Origin of the sequence: Comamonas suwonensis (assembly GCF_012844455.2) — a bacterium.
Classification (GTDB): domain Bacteria; phylum Pseudomonadota; class Gammaproteobacteria; order Burkholderiales; family Burkholderiaceae_C; genus Comamonas; species Comamonas suwonensis.
Genome location: NZ_JABBCQ020000001.1, coordinates 250,113 through 267,500, shown reverse-complemented (window position 1 = coordinate 267,500; position 17,388 = coordinate 250,113). Strand labels below are relative to the sequence as shown.

Genomic DNA, 17,388 nt, shown 5'->3' with positions numbered 1-17,388 from the left:
TACCTTGTTTTGATGAAAAAACAGGCAAATCAGTGCTGTTACGTGCTCAGCGTTGACGGAGGGTTCTGCTCTGCGTGAGGAGCGCCTGGACTGGATTGCTGCGACTGCCTCTCTCTTACCAAACCGTAATGCGTGCGTCACCCAAGAGGCTTGCCGCTGTTCCTAGCATGGCGCCATCACTGGAAGAGAAGCGGTGCTGAAGCTCTTCACTTCCCAGCCATCGAAAAAGGGTGAACGATGAACAAGAGCCTTGTGGGACTGCCGGCAGCGGCGCATTTACCAACCAAGACAGTGGCAAAGCTGTCAGTGGCGGCTGTGGTCGTTGCTGTGGCTGGCTTGCTCAGCGGATGCGACGCCTCGAAAGCGACAGAGGGCGCGCACAACACTGCGACGGCCCTGCCCAAAGGCTTTTTGCAGGTCAAGCCTGAGTCCGTGAAGATGCTGGAGATTGCAGCGGTGACAGACCCTCAAGGCTTGCAAATGGCCTGGGCTCCTGCGCATGTGGCGTTTGTGGAAGATCGTGTGGCATCGGCTTCTGTACCCATCTCGGCACGCGTGGTCACCGTCAACGCGCATGTGGGCGATATGGTCAAGGCCGGTGACTTGCTGGCCACGCTGGTCAGCCCCGATGCTCTGCGTACCCGCTATGACGTGGCAGCAGCCAAGACCGCCCACGATGTGGCAGTGGTTGAAGCCCAGCGTCAGCAAAACATGGTGAACAAAGGCGTGGGCGTTGAAGTCGATCTGCGCGCTGCTCAGGCCAAGCTGCGTGAAACAACGCAAGAGCTGGGTCGTGCGCAAGGCACCGCTGCGCTGCTGGGCTCTGGCGGTGGCGATCGCATTGAACTGCGTGCTCCGCGTGCAGGCATCGTCGCCGAGCGCAAGGCCGTGGTGGGTAATGCGGCTGACCCAGGTGCTGCACTGTTCATGATTGGTGACCCGCGGGCCATGAATGTGGTGGCCGAGGTGTTTGAATCGGACTTGCCCGGCATTCGCCTGGGTAGCGCTGTTCAGGTTGAAGTACCGCAACTGGCCAAGCCCATCAAGGGGGTGGTGCGCCATCTGGGTGCAACACTGGATAAAGAATCGCGCCGTGCAGCAGTGGTGGTGGAGCTGAGCGAGCAGAACCCCGTGCTGCGCCCTGGCATGCAGGCCAAGGTGGGTGTGCAGCTTTCCAACCTGCAAGAGATGCTGATCCCCGTGAGCGCCGTGCTTATCAAGGATGAAAGTCTTAGCGTGGTCTATGTGCAGCACGAGAACAACCAGTTCGAGGCGCGCAAGGTGACTCTGGGGCGTCCATCGCGCGGCATGGTGCCGGTGATCTCTGGCCTCAAGGTGGGTGAAAAAATTGTGGTGCGTGGTGGTCTGCTGCTTGACGGCGCAGCCAGCCAGCTTCTGTAGTCCTGGCAGGAGTCTTAACCATGCTGCGTTCGTTTATTTCATTCGTCGTTCATCGACGTCTGGTGGCGCTGAGCGTCACCCTCGCCATCGCCATCTATGGCGTGTACGCCTATCTGCAGACCGCCATCGAGGCCTACCCCGATGTGACCAATGTGCAGGTGGGTGTGATTACCCAGGCACCGGGGCTTGCCCCCGAAGAAGTAGAGCGCCAGATCACGCAGCCGCTGGAGCGGGAGTTGAACGGCACGCCGGGGCTGACGGCACTGCGATCGGAGAGCTATTTCGGCCTCTCCATGATCAACCTTGTCTTTGATGACAATGCCAATAGCTTTAACTCGCGTGCCGAGGTTTCCCAGCGTTTGCCACAGGCCAATTTGCCTAATGGTGTAACGCCAGAAATGGCGCCTGACTACACGCCGTTGGGCAAGGTTTTTTACTACCGCTTGCAAAGCGACAAACACACGCTGGCGCAGCTTCGCACCGAGCAAGAATGGCATGTAGTGCGCGTGCTCAAGCAAGTGCAGGGCGTGGCTGATGTGGTGAGTATTGGTGGCTTCGTCAAAGAATTCCACGTGGAAGTAGACCCTGAAAAACTCTACAGCCTGGGTCTGAGCCTGGATGATGTGAGCGACGCGCTTTCCAAGTCCAACCGCAACGTGGGTGGTGGTCTGATGCGCCGTGGCGAGCAGTCCTTCATCATTCGCGGCATTGGTTTGTTGCGCACTCCACAAGAGATTCAGGATGTGGTGGTTGCCATGCGTGGCAAGGCTCCTGTGACGATTGGTGATGTGGCGCGTGTAGTGCAGTCGCACACACCACGTCAGGGCTCTGTGGGCATGGATGATCAGAACGATGTGGTGCAGGGCATTGTGCTGCTCAAGCGCGGAGCCAACCCCTCCATCGTGCTCGATGACATTCACGCCAAGGTGGAAGAACTCAATAGTGGTGGCCTGCCTGAAGGCATGAAGATGGTCACGAACTATGACCGCTCTGACCTGGTGGGCCACACCCTTAAAACTGTGCAGCACAATTTGCTGTTTGGTGCCACGCTGATCGTGGCTGTGCTGTGGCTCTTCTTACGCAGCCTGCGTGGCTCTCTGATCGTGGCGACGGTGATTCCTTTGTCGTTGCTGGTCGCCTTTATCGGCCTGCATGCGCTGGGCATGCCGGCTAATCTGATTTCGATGGGCGCGATCGACTTCGGCATCATGGTGGATGGAGCGGTGGTGCTGGCGGAAAACATACTTCGCAATGCGCGGCTGCGAAAACCGCAGACGGCGAATGATATGCGCCACATCATTGTGGACTCGGCCGTTGCCGTGGCCAAGCCCACGTTGTTTGCCATGGCGATCGTGATTGCTGCGCTGATCCCAGTGTTCTCGCTGCAAAGCATTGAAGGTCGTATCTTCCGTCCGCTGGCCATGACCTACAGCTTTGCGCTGCTGGGTGCGCTGGTGTTTGCCATGGGGCTGGTGCCAGCGTTGTGCGCGCTGCTGCTCAAGCCCAAGCATGTGATGGTGGAAGAACCCAAGATCTTTGACCGTGCGCACCACGGTTATCAGCACTGGATTGGCCGCATTCTGAGCACCGCCAAAAGCCGCACCGCAGTGATCGCCGTGTTTGTGAGCGTGCTGGTGGTGGCTGGCTTTTCTGCCAAATGGCTGGGCACCGAATTTTTGCCTGAGCTGGATGAAGGCGATGCCTATGTGCTGGTGCAAATGCCTGCTTCCATCTCTCTGGAAAAAGGCCAGGAAGTGCTGCGCGATGTACGCCTGCGTCTCAAGGTCTTCCCTGAAGTTCTCACAGTGACCACAGAGCAGGGGCGACCTGAATCTGGCACCGATAACGAGACGCTCAACCTTGCCAAGGTGCTGGTACGCCTCAAGCCGCATGGCGAATGGCGCAAGGGCTTGAACAAGCCCGCGCTGATCGAGGAAATGCGTGCAACGCTGGGTGAAATTCCGGGGGTGGCCTTTAACTTTGCGCAGCCGATCCGTGACAGCGTGGAAGAGTCCACATCGGGTGCGCGTGGTCAGGTGGTTCTCAAGCTGTTTGGCCCTGATATTCCGACGCTGCGCGGCATTCTTCAGCAGACCAAGGGTCTGGTGAAGGGCATTGATGGCGTGGTCGATCTGGACCTGTACCGCGATGCCCCCGCACCACAGGTACATGTGGAGTTTGATCGCCAGGCCCTGGCTCGGCAGGGCATCGCCATGGAAGACGCCCAGAAGACGCTGGAAGTTGCTTTGGCAGGCAATGTCGCAACCACCTTGTGGGAAGGCGAATACCCGGTTCCTGTGCGCGTGCGTCTGCCCTATGTGGATCGCATGGATGAAGAGCGCATTCGCAATATCGCCATACCTTTGCCGGATGGTGGCTCTGTCCCTCTGGGCTCGGTTGGAACGGTCAGCATGAAGATCGGTAACTCCTCCATTTTTCGCGAAGGTAATGCGCGCTACATGGCGCTCAAATTTAACGTGGAAGGGCGCGATATCGGCTCGGTGGTGAAAGACACGCTGTCCACCTTCAAGCAGAACGTAAAGCTGCCCGAAGGCTATATCGCTCAGTGGGGTGGTGAATGGGAAAACCAACAACGCGCTGCTGCACGCCTGAAGGTGGTGATTCCTCTGTCACTGATTGTGGTCTATGCACTGCTGTTTGGTGCGTTGGGTCAGGCCCGCAGTGCCAGCATCATTTTGCTATGTGCTCCGTTTGCCATGGTCGGCGGTATTGCGGCCCTGCATATGGCGAGTATCGAGCTGTCCATCAGTGCGGCTATCGGCTTTATTGCACTGCTGGGGCAGGTGGCTCTGGCGGGCTTGCTGGTGGTCTCTGCGGTAGAAGATTTACGCCGTCAGGGCATGCCTTTGATGCAGGCGCTCATCGAAGGCACGGCAGAGCGCATGCGTTCCATCATTCTGGTGGCATTGCTGGCGCTGCTCGGTTTGCTGCCCATGGCGCTTTCTACTGGCGTGGGTAGCGAAACGCAGCGCCCCTTTGCCTCGGTCATCGTTGGCGGCATGGTTGTGCTGCCATTGGTGGCACTGGTGCTGCTGCCTGTGTTGTATGCCTGGCTGGGTCCCAAAAACATGATGACGCAGGAAGAACGTGATGAAGGCGCTCAAAATGACTAAGTGGCACTCTCTTGCAATGGCCGCCGCCTTGTGCTGCGGCGCTTTTAGCGGCACCAGTCATGCCGCCGATGCGGCTGTAACGCCGACCTTGAGTGCCGCCTCGGAGCGCATCGCCGGGCAAGTGGCGGCTCCAGCACAGCCCGTGACCTTGCAGGAATATCTGCGCATCGTGGTGCAAAACCAGCCCGCGCTCGCAGCAGATCGCATGCAGCTGGATTTGGCCAAGGCCGACAGCAAAACGGCAGCAACTTTTTCCAACCCGGTCGCCCATTACTCCAACAAGCGCGGGGAAAAGGAATGGGGGGTGGAGCAGGCCATTCCCATTTTCGGCCAGCGTGGCATGCGCATTGAGAACGCGCGACTCGGTGAGCAGGCCGCTGCTGCGAATTCGGATGTCGCAGTGGCAACGACGCTCAGCGATGCTGCGCACGCGTTTAACGAGCTTCTGGTGGCCCAGCAGCGCTATCAAGTCTGGCTGGCAGCCCGTGATGAACTGGATAAGGCGGGTTTCATCGTCAAAGGCCAGATTGAGGCCGGCACACGCAGTCGTTATGACGGTGCACGCCTGAACCTGCAGCAAGCCCAGATGAGCATGCAAGTCAGCAAGGCGCAGGCCGCCTTGCGTGATGCTGCAGCGCGCGTAGCCAGCATTGCCGCCTTACCTCAGTGGAAGGTGCGTGTGGAAGGCAGCTTGCAAGCGACAGATCTGCGCAAAGCGCCCGCATATGACCAGCTCTGGAGCACTGCGCAAACCCAGTTGCCCAGCCTGCGCGCCAGTCAGGCAGAGCTGGACCGTGCGCGCCAGAAAATCAAACTGGAACAGCGCGAGGCATTGCCCACGCCATCCTTTGGTCTTTCCCGCATCCGCAACAGCGTAGATGGCAGTTTTAATCAGGTCGGGGTGAGCGTTGAAATACCACTGTTCGACCGTCGCCAAGGCCCTATCGAGCGAGCCAAGGTAGAAGCCGATCAGGCCGAGTTGCGCCGCGATGCCGCCGTGCTTGCTGCCCAGTCAGAACTGCAACGCGCGCTGCAGCAGCTGTCGCTGCGCCGCACAGCGGTGCGCGACTATGAAAAAGAAGGCCTGGCCCAGATCGCCCCGTTGCACCAGATGGCGCAAGACGCTTACAAACTGGGCAAGGGCACGATTCTGGAGTTAATCGACGCGCTGGGCTCCATTAACGAGCACAGGCTTGAGCACCTTGAGCTGGTCAAGGACATGCTGGATGCCGAGTGGGAAGTGCGTCTGGCCAGCGGTGATCTGCCCCAGGTTCAGCCCTGAGAGTGAGCCTGAGATGGCGCAAATTCCGGCCCTACCTCCTGCGGCTGCTGCGCTGTCTGATGTTTTATCCAATGCAGAGGGAGAGTCCACGGCTTATAGTGTTCATCCCCCAACGGCAGACCGATATCGCATGTACCGCTACCTCATCATCGAAGACGATGCGCTCAACGCGCGTTACATCGCTGAAGGGCTGCGCCAGCAAGGTGCACATGTCAACGTCTGCGGTGATGGCGTGCAAGGTATTGCACAGGCGGTGGGCGAGAACTGGGACGTCATCATCCTCGACCGCATGCTGCCCAATGGCTTTGACGGACTGCAGATTTTGCAGACGCTGCGCTCCATGGGAAAACAGACGCCAGTGCTTGTCCTGAGCGCGCTGTCTGCTACAGATGAGAGAGTGCGCGGCCTGCGTGCCGGCTGCGATGACTATCTGACTAAGCCCTTTGCCTTCTCCGAGCTGTCGGCCCGGCTTGAAGCGCTGGTGCGCCGTGCACAGATCCCCGCCCCTACACGCGAGATGTATCTGGCTGACCTGCGCGTCAACCTCATCTCGCGCAGCGCTGAACGTGCAGGGCAGCCGCTTTCGCTGCAACCGCGTGAATTTCGTTTGCTGGCATTTCTCATGCAGCACGCGCACCAGATTGTCACGCGCACCATGTTGCTGGAATCGGTCTGGGACTACCGTTTTGACCCGCAAACCAATGTGATCGATGTTCACATCAGCCGCCTGCGTGCCAAGGTGGATAAAGGTTTTCCAACACCGCTGATCCACACCGTGCGCGGCGTGGGTTACAGCCTCTCGGATCATCCACAAGACCTGCCTGAGGTGATTTGATGCGAGGCTCCAGACCCTGGAGTTCGCTGGCCTTCAGGCTGGCTCTCAGCTATGGCGGGCTCATGGTGCTGACCATGGTCATCGTGCTTTCTGTTTTCTATGTGCAGACCGTGGGCGTGGTGCGCGTACGGCTCGACAAGCAGGCCGAAAACCATGTGCGCAGATTGATGGAGCACTCCGCGAAATACGGCCCCGGAGCGCTTGAAAACGAGATTCTGCAGACCATCCGTGATGGCGTGAACACCGACACGGAAATCCTCATTCTCATGGACCGCGATGGTGAACCCATCGTCAGCAATGCCGAGGTTTTTCCACACCGAAAACTTACGACCATGGGTGTGCGCGAGCTGACTGTCAAGCGCGGTGGGAGGCTGGTCGTCGGGCGTGTTGCCGTGGCCGAAATGCCCAATGGAAACTTGCTGGCCGCTGGCAGCGACATGCAGCTACAGCGCGATATGGAAGAGCTGTTTGGCCAGGCCAGTTTGCTGGCCGCCATTGCCGCTTGCGTTATGGCCCTGATTGGTGCCATCGTCTTCAGGCGCGTGGTGGATGAGCGCGCTGCCGCCATTCGCAGCACCATGTCGCGCGTGGCGGCTGGTGATTTACGTCAACGCATTCCGGTTGATCAGCGCGGCGATGAATTTACGTTGCTTAACCGCGATATCAACGCCATGCTCGATCGCCTGGAGCAGCTGATGGAAGGTATACGCCATGTCTCAAACAGCATTGCGCACAATCTCAGAACACCGCTCACACGCATTCTTCTGCGCCTTCGCAATGCACAGCAGGCCAGCCCTGAAATGCAGTCCGCTACGCTGGCGCTTGTCGCCGAAGAAGTGGCCGAACTGGGTGTGGTTTTTGAAAAACTTTTGCAGATCGCAGAGGTCGAAAGCGGTGCCAGCCGCAAGCGCTTTGCCCCTGTGGATTTGCAGGCCTTGCTGGTCGATGTGGTGGACTTTTATGAACCGCTGGTGGAAGACGCAGGTGGTGCACTGAGACTGGATGTACAGGCTGGTGTACAGGCCCTTGGTGATGGAGACTTGATCGCCAGCGCAGTTTCCAATCTCGTCGATAACGCTATTAAATACGGAGCGTCAGCCGGAGATATTCATGGTGCTGATGTGCTGTTGCGAGCAGGACCGGCCCAGGATAGCGGCAGCGACGGTGCCTGGGGCGTAGAGATCACCGTGCAGGACCGCGGGCCCGGTGCCGACCCTCAGACCCTGGAGCACATGACCACGCGTTTTTACCGCGCCGAATCAGATAGGCAGGGCTATGGTCTTGGTCTTGCAAGCGTGCTGGCCATCGTTCAGCTGCATGGTGGCAAGCTCAGTTTTCACAACAGCCATCCGGGCATGATGGCGCGTATCTGGCTGCCTGCGGTGATGGATGTATGAGCATCTATAGCGTTGATTAAATCTGCGAAAGAGCCTTGTTGCCATAAGCACAGAACCCGGGTTTGGGGCCTTTTTTGGGGTGCAATCTGCAGGTTTCCGGGCGCTTGTCATAAACCGTGCAACGGCGTGTTTTTTTGTCCAGAAAATTGCAGTCCCCACCCGCCCGGCGAGCCATGGTGAAGATCTCGTGCTTAGGGTTGAAGTGGTCAATCAAGCGCATTTTCATCAGGCGCTTGGCAATCAGTTTGGGCTCAATGTTCTCGACCTCAAACGGGTCCACCAGCTCAAGGCGCACCAGATCAGGCAGGCGCACTTCCAGCGGCATGGTGCAGCAGTTGGCGGCACAGCTGTCGCACATGCCCGCCTTGTACTGGCTCCAGGTTTCGAGTCGATCTACATCGACGATTCGGATGGAGGATTTCATGATTTCTCTCAGCAACAAAAAAGCGCCCAACAGCAGTTTGGCGCTTGATCGCATGGTATTCCTGTAGCGGATTACAAAGAATAAGATTTTATATTATTAAAAATCAAAGGTTTACGATTTTTCTGGATGAGCGAGAGGGTATGAGAGGGGGCGTAAGTTGAGATCCTCCCGTACCCCAAAGTTTCCCCTCTGCTTATGCTTCGCACCCAAGTTGCATCGCCCATGACGTGGGCGATCAAGAAAAATTCAAAAAACTGGGCTTTAAAGACGACTCAAGTTTGGTCAGCTTGGTGCCGGTGAATCGACCCGTCTTCTATAGACCGCTTTAGACGGCTGATCTGAGTCATTCAGGCTTCAGTTGCCCGAGCGGCAGAAATCGCCAACACCAGCCTTTGACCTCCGTCTCTCCTGAATGGCCACTTTCCTTTTGGAATTGGCCGCTCGATTGCGCGGTTCACCGCAACAGGCCATAAGGATCGTTTTTGCGCGCCGCGACGAGTTTATGTCGGCCCTGAGCCGCCATTCAGCTCAAAGTTCTAAGCCGTCTCAGCTGTGCTGCAAGCCCTTTTCGCGTTCTTTTCATGCTAATTTAGGCTGCATGGCCTGAGGCTTGGATTGGTCTAAATTACATTTGAAATCGATGAGACCTCCGATATCTATTGTTCTAGCCTGTGGTGTCATGGCTGCAATCTGTGCCAGCGTTGGTTGGATTGGCATCACTGAGCATCAACTCACAACCGGGGGGAAGCTTGGTGTTTCCACATCTTATGGGTTGAGCGCAGTCGTGAGTGGTTGGTTGTTCATTGCGGCTGCATTGGGCTTTGTCGGAATTTTGGCGTCGCGTTCGGGCTTTAGAAACCTCATCTGGCTTGGCTTGTCAGTTATCTATTTTTCATTTCTAGCAATCTTCTACTTTCCAGCCTACGTACCTTGGCTCTAGTCCGCCGCTCAAACCAATCGGCGTATGGCGGGCTGCTTACCTTTTCCATTGAGCGACCGCTTTGACTCGCAACTACCGGCAGCTCCTGGCCGGCCGCGCTCATTAGACTTGCATCAGCCAACTGCTCAAAGGCAGCTATTGGCGGCGAGTACGAATTGGTTCTGCCCGCTAAAAGCAGTCGTTAGGTGGCTACCCGCTCAGGAGAGCCCAAACAGGGTAGCTAGAACCACTTTAATTTGTGGAGTGATTGAATCTCATGGCGACATTCAAAACAGCCAGCACCGAGGCCGTCACGATGTTGGCATCCTTACCCACACCAAACTTGGAACCCGGAAGCCCCGGACACGCGGCTTCCACGATCGCCAGCGCACAGGCATCTGCTCCCGAGCCCAAGCTTCGCTCCTCATAGCTATCGATACGCAATGGCAGATTCAGTGCGGCGACTGTCGCAGCAATCGGGCCATTGCCTGTGCCAACGCGGGTCTGCAACTGCCCTTCGGACCCCATCCATTGCAGTTCAATGCCTTGCCCCTGCGCATCATCAAACAAGCGATATCCGACATATCGGGCGTTGTTCACCGTCTTGTCCGGGTGTAAATAAGTGGCTTCAAACAGATCCCAGATCTGTTGGCTCGACAACTCCGTTTCGCTGCCATCTGCCATGGCTTGAACAATGGCACTGAATTCGACTTGCATGCGCCTGGGCATCACGATTCCGTAGTCCCGCTGGAGCAGGTAGGAGATCCCGCCTTTGCCCGACTGGCTATTGACGCGGACAATGCTGTCGTAGGTGCGTCCCAGATCTTTGGGGTCCACCGGCAGATACGGCACACGCCACAATGCATCCGGTTTTTGCGCGGCGAAACCTTTGGCAATCGCATCCTGGTGTGAGCCGGAGAATGCGGTAAACACCAGATCTCCGACATAGGGGTGGCGTGGGTGAATCGGCAAAGCCGTGCACTCCTCCGCGATGCGTGCAACGGCTGCGATGTCTGAAAAATCCAGGGCTGGATCGACTCCTTGGGTGTAGAGGTTCAAGGCCAGCGTCACCACATCCAGGTTGCCGCTGCGCTCCCCATTGCCGAACAAGCAGCCTTCTACACGTTGAGCACCCGCGAGCAGTGCTTGCTCAGCGCAGGCGATGCCTGTGCCACGGTCGTTGTGGGGATGGACAGACAGGACAATATGTTCACGCCTCGCCAAACGGCGATCCATCCATTCGATCTGGTCAGCAAAGACATTGGGGGTAGAAACCTCCACCGTGGTGGGCAGGTTGATGATCATGGGCCGCTTGGGGCCTGCATCCCAGGCAGCGATGGCGGCGTTGCACACTTGCAGAGACACCTCCAGCTCCGCCATACAGAATGTCTCCGGCGAGTACTGCAGCACCCATTCGGTCTCTGGATGGCCTTGCGTCAGACGTTTAAGTAACTGGATATGGTGCTCTACCAACGCGATGATCTGGGGCACTGACATGCCAAAGACGACCTCACGGAACGCAGGCGCAATCGCGTTATACAGATGCACGATCACCCGCCGGGCTCCGGCGACGCTTTGCACGGTGGTGGTGATCAGGTCCTCGCGCAACTGAGTGATCACCATGGGCGTCACATCATCGGGGATCAAGTGCGCGTCTATCAGATGGTGCACGATCTCAAAATCGGTTTGCGAGGCGGACGGAAAGCCCACTTCAATTTCCTTGAAACCAATGCGCACCAGCTCCTGGAACAAACGCAACTTGCGCTCGCGGTTCATGGGTTCGAACAATGCCTGATTGCCGTCACGCAAGTCGGTGGACAGCCAGGCGGGTGCTTGTGTCAGGGTGCGCGAAGGCCATTGGCGATCAGGCAAATCGACCACGGGAAATGCACGGTATTTTTGGGAAGGGTGAGCCAGCATGGAGACCTCAATATCGGGAATGGGGCTGCTGGCTTCCCTGCTCCAAGGAGCTGGCTAAGGTCGGGGTCTGGGGAAACCAGCGTGGGACCATTCGCAAGCGCATGCGTACGGACCCCGACCAGATGTCAGGGCTAGCAGGCATAGCGATAGCGTGTGCGAGAGGTTCACGGGAAAAGACTTGTGGGAAGCAATGCCAGGACTTTAGACTGCCACCCAAGAGGGATCTATCAATAAATTCCCATTTTCTTGATCAATTTGGACATTCATTCCATGGGATTTGCTTCGCCGGAACGTGGCGGCCACGCACTCGATCTACGCCACGCACAAATATCAGACTTGCCGGTGACGGGCGTGGTGGAACGCTACCCTGCCGCCCATGTCGTTCCACCACACAGCCATTCGCGCGGGCATTTGATTTATGCATCGACCGGGGTCCTGCTGGTGAAGGCCTCAACGGGACAGTGGCTAGTGCCACCGACGACGGCGGTCTGGCTGTGCCCGTCAGTGCAACATCAGCTCACAGCCGTGACGGCGGTCACGGCACACGGCATCTTTGTTGCTGAGTGCTATACCGCTCAACTGGCGCGAAATGATTGCGTGGTGCATGTATCGCCCTTGATGCGTGAACTCATCACCGCCTTGGTAAAGGTGCCTCATCAGCCACCGTTTCAAGCGCGCGATGTCCTTTTAGGTCAATTGCTGATTGAAGAGTTGACAACGGTGGCGGATTTGCCGTTTCACCTGCCTTGGCCTAACGATGGGTTGATGGGCAAGATTTGTGAAAGCCTGATGCGTGACCCTGCGCAGGTCAGCAACGCTGAAGTGGTCGCGCAAGACCATGCGATCACCTCCAAGACGTTGCATCGCCGCTTTCTGAAAAGTACAGGCATGAACTTTGGCAAGTGGCGCCAAAAAATGCGCTTGCTGAAATCCATCGAGATGCTGCTGCAGGGAATGCCAATCACCTCTGTCGCTTTGGAAAGCGGCTATGAAAGCCATAGCGCTTACTCGGTGGCATTCAAGAAGACCTTTGGCTGCCCTCCATCTGAGTTCCTGGCATCGGCTGCAGGCACCAGAGAAGTTGAAGAAGGCTATATCCGCTAAGTGGGTCTATGCCTGTTCGTGAGCCGTGATAGCGGACCTTCCACTGCAGTTGACTGCCACTGTCGACTGTTCACCTAAAACCCGTCCTTGGGCAACCGCCAGCACCGGCGCATGCAAGCTGCGGTGGGTCTTGTCCAATTTACAAAGCAGTTGAATTTTTTTACGCAAGATTTACAATACCCGGAAATCGAATAAAGAATTATTCGCATTTATATTTGCTGGTAGCCCCCATACGGCGTCGCCGTTCTAGCCACAGCGTTATTGGTTCTTCGGCTGTTGATGATTCCTAGCCCGAAGAGAAAACCTCGTTTTTCATTGAAACGCTCATGCTAGAACGCTCTTGTTGCCCCGCAGGTGGGGCTTTGCCATTTCGTCTCCACGCTACATCCTTGGCAGTCAGTATGGTCTGTCTGCTGCCTTGCATTGCTCATGCGCAGCAGGATGTCGCGCCCACACTTTCGGAAGTGACGGTTCAGGAGAAGGCAATCCCCAATGTTTACGGGGAGTCCAGTGACTCCTATGTGGCCGGTGGGGTTGAAGTAGGCAAGACAGCCCAGTCTTTGAAAGAGGTTCCGCAGTCAGTGACAGTGGTGACTCGTCAGCGCATGGACGATCAGGCCATGCGTACGCTGGATGATGTGATGAACTACACCACCGGGGTCACTCGCGAAGAGAGCTGGCTGGATACGACCTATCTTTCCCGTGGCATGAGCATCACCAATTTCCGATTTGATGGCGGAGCGGCCAGCTCAAGCCGTTCTGGGAGTCGCAGCCTGGACATGGCGCAATTCGATAGCGTCAGTGTGCTGCGCGGGGCTGATGGTCTGTTTGGTGCGGGTGAAGCGGGTGGGGTTCTGAACTTCACCTACAAAAGACCACAGGCCAAACGTCAGACGCAAGTGATGCTTTCCGGTGGAACGATGAGCAACTATCGCGCCGAGATCGACACCACGGGGTCATTGAACGCAAGCGGAACCCTGCGTGGTCGGTTTGTTGCCGTGAACCATGACCGCAAGGAAATGGCTGAACCATCCAAGCTCAAACGGCAGATGCTGTATGGCGCGATGGAGCTCGATTTGACCTCCAGCACAGTCGCGACGCTTGGTGCTAGCTATCAAAAAGATAGAAACACGGGCTTCAATGCGAGTCTTCCTCGGTATGCCGACGGCACCGATATTGGCTTTCCGCGCAATACCAACTTTGGTGCCCCTTGGAACTGGATTAATCGCGAAAACACCACTGTCTTTGCCAAGCTGGAGCACCAGCTCAGCAACGACTGGCTGCTCAAGACCCAGCTGAGACACACCCGCTTCAATGAGGGGGTGAATGGTGCGGAGATTGAAAGTTCGCCAGACCCCATCACGCTGGAGGGCGCCGATTGGTGGATCCATCAGGCCAAGTCCCGCGAGCGTGAAACCAGCTTCGATATCAACTTGCAAGGTGGCTTTGATGCGTTTGGCCAGCGGCACGATGTCATTCTGGGCTTCGATCAGCATCGAGCCAGCAATTCCTATCGAAGCCTGTGGCCGCGAGTGGGTCCTGCTGACGTCTTTAATCGCGTTCCACCGGCGGACCCTGGCTATCCGCTCGGTGACTGGACCAGCGGATCACATACCAAAACGCAAAAAAGCGGCTTCTATGGATCTGTACGTTTGCGCCCAGTAGAGCGCTGGGCTGTTGTGCTTGGCGGGCGCTATGTGCTTCAGGATCGCAATACACAGCATGACATGAACGGAGCGCTCACCGCGAACAGTCGCGAGTCCAATGTTTTTGTGCCCTATATGGGTTTGGTGCATGAGCTGACCAAGTCGACCAATCTGTACTTCAGCACGGCGGAAATTTATCAGTCTCAAGCAGGAAAGTTTTCGGCTCCCTTGCCAGGAACACCGCTGGATCCGGTTCGTGGACGCACCTACGAGCTGGGCATCAAGAGTGAGTTGACTCCCAATTTGATTGCCAGTGCAGCCTTGTTTCGTACCGATAAAAAAGGCGAAGCAGTGTATGACCCAGCCTATCCCCAGACTGACTGGCGTGGTGGCTGCTGCTACTTCCGCGATGGTTTCAAGTTGAGCCAAGGTATTGACCTGGAGATGACGGGTCGAATCACTCCCAACCTGCAGCTGGCGGTGGGCTATACCTACAACAGCAACGAAGATCGACGTAAAGACAGCGCTCAGTTCAGCACGGTGACTCCCCGTCATCTGCTCAAGGCCTGGGCGGACTACCGCATGAGTGGTGCCTTGCGTGGCTGGAGCGTTGGTGGTGGCGTTGTGGCGCAAAGCTCAAATTACCGGGCTTCAGGGATTAGCGCTTACAACCCATCGACAGGTCGCTATGACGGAGCCTGGACGCCCTACAACTTCACATCTCCGGGCTATGCCGTTTGGTCGGCTCGCGTGGCTTATGCCTTCAACAAGGATTGGAGCGTTGCCATGAATGTGGGCAATTTGTTTGACAAAACCTACTACAGCACGGTTGGCTATGCGGGCTATGGCAACTTCTACGGTGAAAAGCGCTCGGTGACTTTGTCCCTCAAGGGCCGTTTTTGAAGAGGCGTAGCAATGTCGCAAACTGATGCATCGCATTCTGCCTGGGGAGTGGGGGGGGCGCGTAGCTGCAGCGGTGCTGGGGGGCTATGCCATCTCAAGCGCCTGGGTCGTCCTGTGTGGCGCCATGAGTCAAGCGCGTGTTGAGGCGGTTGTGGGAGCCATGCAGTCCAGTTGGCTGTGGTATGTCGCAGCCGTGATTTGGGCATTCTCGCCGGCCTCACCGCGACGGATATGGATCGTGCTGAGCATTCTGATATTGGTAATGCTCGCGGGCGCCGTCGCCTTGTTGTACCTGAAGGGGCTGTGATGGCGCAGTCAAAGAATGAATTTGGGGCCGGCAAAGGCAGTTTTCGTCAGGCGCAGGCTTGGCTGCATACCTGGTGTGGCTTGTGGTTCTCCTGGCTTCTGTATGCCGTTTTCCTGACGGGGACTCTGGCCGTATTCGAGGAACCGATCACCCATTGGATGACCCCGGAGCATCATGCACATGAGCAAGCCGAGGCGCTGTCCGCAGGCTCGGCGCAAGAAGTGGAGTCTTCTCTGAGCCAGCGGCTGCAGTGGGGCATGGCCTATATGAAGCGGCAGCACCCGGGTGCGGGGATGTGGGAGCTTTGGCCTGCAGATGTCCAAGGGGGAGGAGATTTACGCGTCTACTGGTTTGATGCCAATGGGCAGTACGCTGCGGTGCAACTCGATCCGAAGTCTGGCAATGCCGTGGACGCCGCTGATGCTCCGAAGGTGCGTCAGACCGAGGGTGGCCATCATTTTGTGGATTTCCATTACCAGCTTCATGCGGGTCAGGTCGGTCTCTGGATTGTCGGCATCGCCGCGCTTGCCATGTTTGTAGCGCTGGTCAGCGGAGTGATCACCCATAGACGGATCTTCAAGGACTTCTTCACCTTTCGCTCCAGCAAAGGGCAGAGAAGCTGGCTGGACATGCACAACGCCGTGGCGGTGCTGACTCTGCCTTTCCAGTTCATGATCGCCTACACAGGCATCGCCATATCTTGCTCGACCTTCATGCCTGCAGGTATTGCCGCCTACTATGGCAGCAGTGCCGAAGCCCTCAAGTCGTTTCAAGTGGCGCTGAATGAACCGGGCAAGCCACAGCGCTCGGGGCAGCCCATGCCAGTGCCGGATCTGGAACCCTTGGTGCTGCGCGGGCAAGAGCTGATCGGACAACCGGTGCGTGCGGTGGTGATTGATTACCCTGGAGATGCGGCTGCACGCGTTGGCGTTTATGGATGGAATGCCGCCGACGATCTGAACAAGCGCCTCAGTTCCACCAGTGGCATGGCCATGTTCTCGGCTGCCACCGGAGAGCTGCAGCAGTTGCGCCTGCCCGGAGATGTGAGTGGCGGTGCGGCTTCACTCACGCAATCGGTGATAGGTGGGCTGCATATGGCCACTTATGGCGGTTTTCCGCTGAAGTGGGTTTACTTCGTTTGTGGCCTGGCTGGCAGCGCCATGATGGCGACCGGGGCGATCCTCTTCATGGTCAAGCGGCGCAGCAAGCACCAGGGGGAGTTTGGTGCCAGCACCTCGACGGTCTACCGGATGATTGAGGCTGTGAATGTGGCCGCCATTGTGGGGCTGGGCATCGCTTGCGTGGGCTTCCTGTGGGCTAATCGTTTGCTCCCCATCGAGCTTTCACAACGCTCCAGATGGGAGCTGGTGGCATTTTTTGCGCTCTGGATTCTGGCACTTCTGCATGCGTTATTGAGGTCGCCGCCCATAGCATGGCGTGACCAGATGACGGCCTTGGCTGTGCTGTGTCTTCTGCTGCCTGTGCTGAACTTCCTGACCACTGGAGATCACCTTGTTGCATACCTTCTCGAGGGGGACTGGGAAAGCGCAGGAGTCGAGCTTTTTGCCATTGTGGTCGGGGTGGCGGCTGTGGCTGCCTTGGCCTGGATGCGCAGGCCGAAGGCTGTGCGAAAAAAAATGCCTCGTGAAGTGTCGAAAGACTTGTCTGCGGTGGTGGACGCAGATGCCGCAAAGCAAGGGAGCCTCTCATGACGTTGTGGCAATCATCTTTGCAGGCTCTGGCTCTTTCACTGGGAGGAATGACGGCGCTGGCCTTTGCCATGGACCGTCATTACGCGCAATTGAAACCACTGGACGAGGTACCTGCAGCACATCGCATGGCGCTGCGTGTGCTGGGCGGGCTGCTTTTATTGGCCGTCTGGCTACCGGCCATTCGCAGTTGGAGTGCAACGGTTAGTACTGCGCTCGTGCTGGGTTTCTGGAGTCTGGGAGCGCTCGCGACAGTCGCAGGGCTCTCCTGGTCGGCTCGGAATTTTGCGGTGGTTGCTGCCGTGATGGCGCTGCTGGGCGCAGTCAGTTGCCTCTGGTGACGGCCACCTCTGCGCCTGTTTGGCTTTGGATCTTCAATCGCTCCAACCCATGCCCTGCGCATGCGT

Annotated in this window: 11 protein-coding genes; 9 read left to right on the top strand and 2 right to left on the bottom strand. The window is 57.3% G+C overall.

All coding sequences use genetic code 11. The features are described 5' to 3' along the window. Window positions 1-237: 237 nt before the first annotated feature. From HF327_RS01165 to HF327_RS01145, 5 genes are all read left to right on the top strand, one after another. Window positions 238-1,401, top strand: coding sequence for an efflux RND transporter periplasmic adaptor subunit (locus tag HF327_RS01165; protein ID WP_169106493.1), 1,164 nt, complete (start codon window positions 238-240; stop codon window positions 1,399-1,401). Between the two features lie 20 nt (window positions 1,402-1,421). Beyond that, window positions 1,422-4,535 carry an efflux RND transporter permease subunit gene (locus HF327_RS01160; protein ID WP_169106492.1) on the top strand — a complete coding sequence of 1,038 codons (3,114 nt, stop codon included), beginning with the start codon at window positions 1,422-1,424 and terminating at the stop codon, window positions 4,533-4,535. Continuing rightward, window positions 4,513-5,817: a TolC family protein gene (locus HF327_RS01155; RefSeq protein WP_169106491.1), complete on the top strand. Its 1,305-nt coding sequence runs from the start codon at window positions 4,513-4,515 to the stop codon at window positions 5,815-5,817. The genes HF327_RS01160 and HF327_RS01155 overlap by 23 nt, the downstream gene beginning before the upstream one ends. Before the next feature lie 130 nt (window positions 5,818-5,947). Then, window positions 5,948-6,652 (top strand): response regulator transcription factor, encoded by a 705-nt coding sequence (locus tag HF327_RS01150; protein ID WP_169106672.1) that lies wholly within the window; start codon window positions 5,948-5,950, stop codon window positions 6,650-6,652. Further along, a complete protein-coding gene (locus HF327_RS01145; protein WP_169106490.1) occupies window positions 6,652-8,049 on the top strand; it encodes a sensor histidine kinase in 1,398 nt (465 codons plus the stop codon). Before HF327_RS01150 ends, HF327_RS01145 begins: the two co-directional genes overlap by 1 nt. Before the next feature lie 16 nt (window positions 8,050-8,065). Here the strand turns inward: HF327_RS01145 and HF327_RS01140 are convergent, their stop codons facing one another. Together HF327_RS01140 and HF327_RS01135 are read right to left on the bottom strand one after the other, a co-directional pair. After that, complete coding sequence (locus HF327_RS01140; protein WP_169106489.1) at window positions 8,066-8,473, bottom strand: YkgJ family cysteine cluster protein; 408 nt, start codon at window positions 8,471-8,473, stop codon at window positions 8,066-8,068. A 1,171-nt stretch (window positions 8,474-9,644) separates the two neighbouring features. Continuing rightward, the gene (locus HF327_RS01135) at window positions 9,645-11,312 is read right to left on the bottom strand and encodes a 2-isopropylmalate synthase (protein WP_169106488.1); all 1,668 of its coding nucleotides are present in this window, start codon (window positions 11,310-11,312) and stop codon (window positions 9,645-9,647) included. 270 nt (window positions 11,313-11,582) lie between these two features. Between HF327_RS01135 and HF327_RS01130 the strand changes: the two genes are divergently transcribed. The 4 genes from HF327_RS01130 (at window position 11,583) to HF327_RS01115 (ending at window position 17,322) form a co-directional block, all read left to right on the top strand. Next, on the top strand, window positions 11,583-12,416 hold the full coding sequence (locus HF327_RS01130; protein WP_169106487.1) for an AraC family transcriptional regulator: 834 nt from the start codon (window positions 11,583-11,585) through the stop codon (window positions 12,414-12,416). A gap of 389 nt (window positions 12,417-12,805) precedes the next feature. Further along, window positions 12,806-14,965, top strand: coding sequence for a TonB-dependent siderophore receptor (locus HF327_RS01125; protein WP_236023996.1), 2,160 nt, complete (start codon window positions 12,806-12,808; stop codon window positions 14,963-14,965). Window positions 14,966-15,271: 306 nt separating this feature from the next. Beyond that, the gene (locus HF327_RS01120) at window positions 15,272-16,984 is read left to right on the top strand and encodes a PepSY-associated TM helix domain-containing protein (RefSeq protein WP_169106484.1); all 1,713 of its coding nucleotides are present in this window, start codon (window positions 15,272-15,274) and stop codon (window positions 16,982-16,984) included. Next, the gene (locus HF327_RS01115; RefSeq protein WP_169106483.1) at window positions 16,981-17,322 is read left to right on the top strand and encodes a DUF3325 domain-containing protein; all 342 of its coding nucleotides are present in this window, start codon (window positions 16,981-16,983) and stop codon (window positions 17,320-17,322) included. The genes HF327_RS01120 and HF327_RS01115 overlap by 4 nt, the downstream gene beginning before the upstream one ends. Window positions 17,323-17,388: the final 66 nt, after the last annotated feature.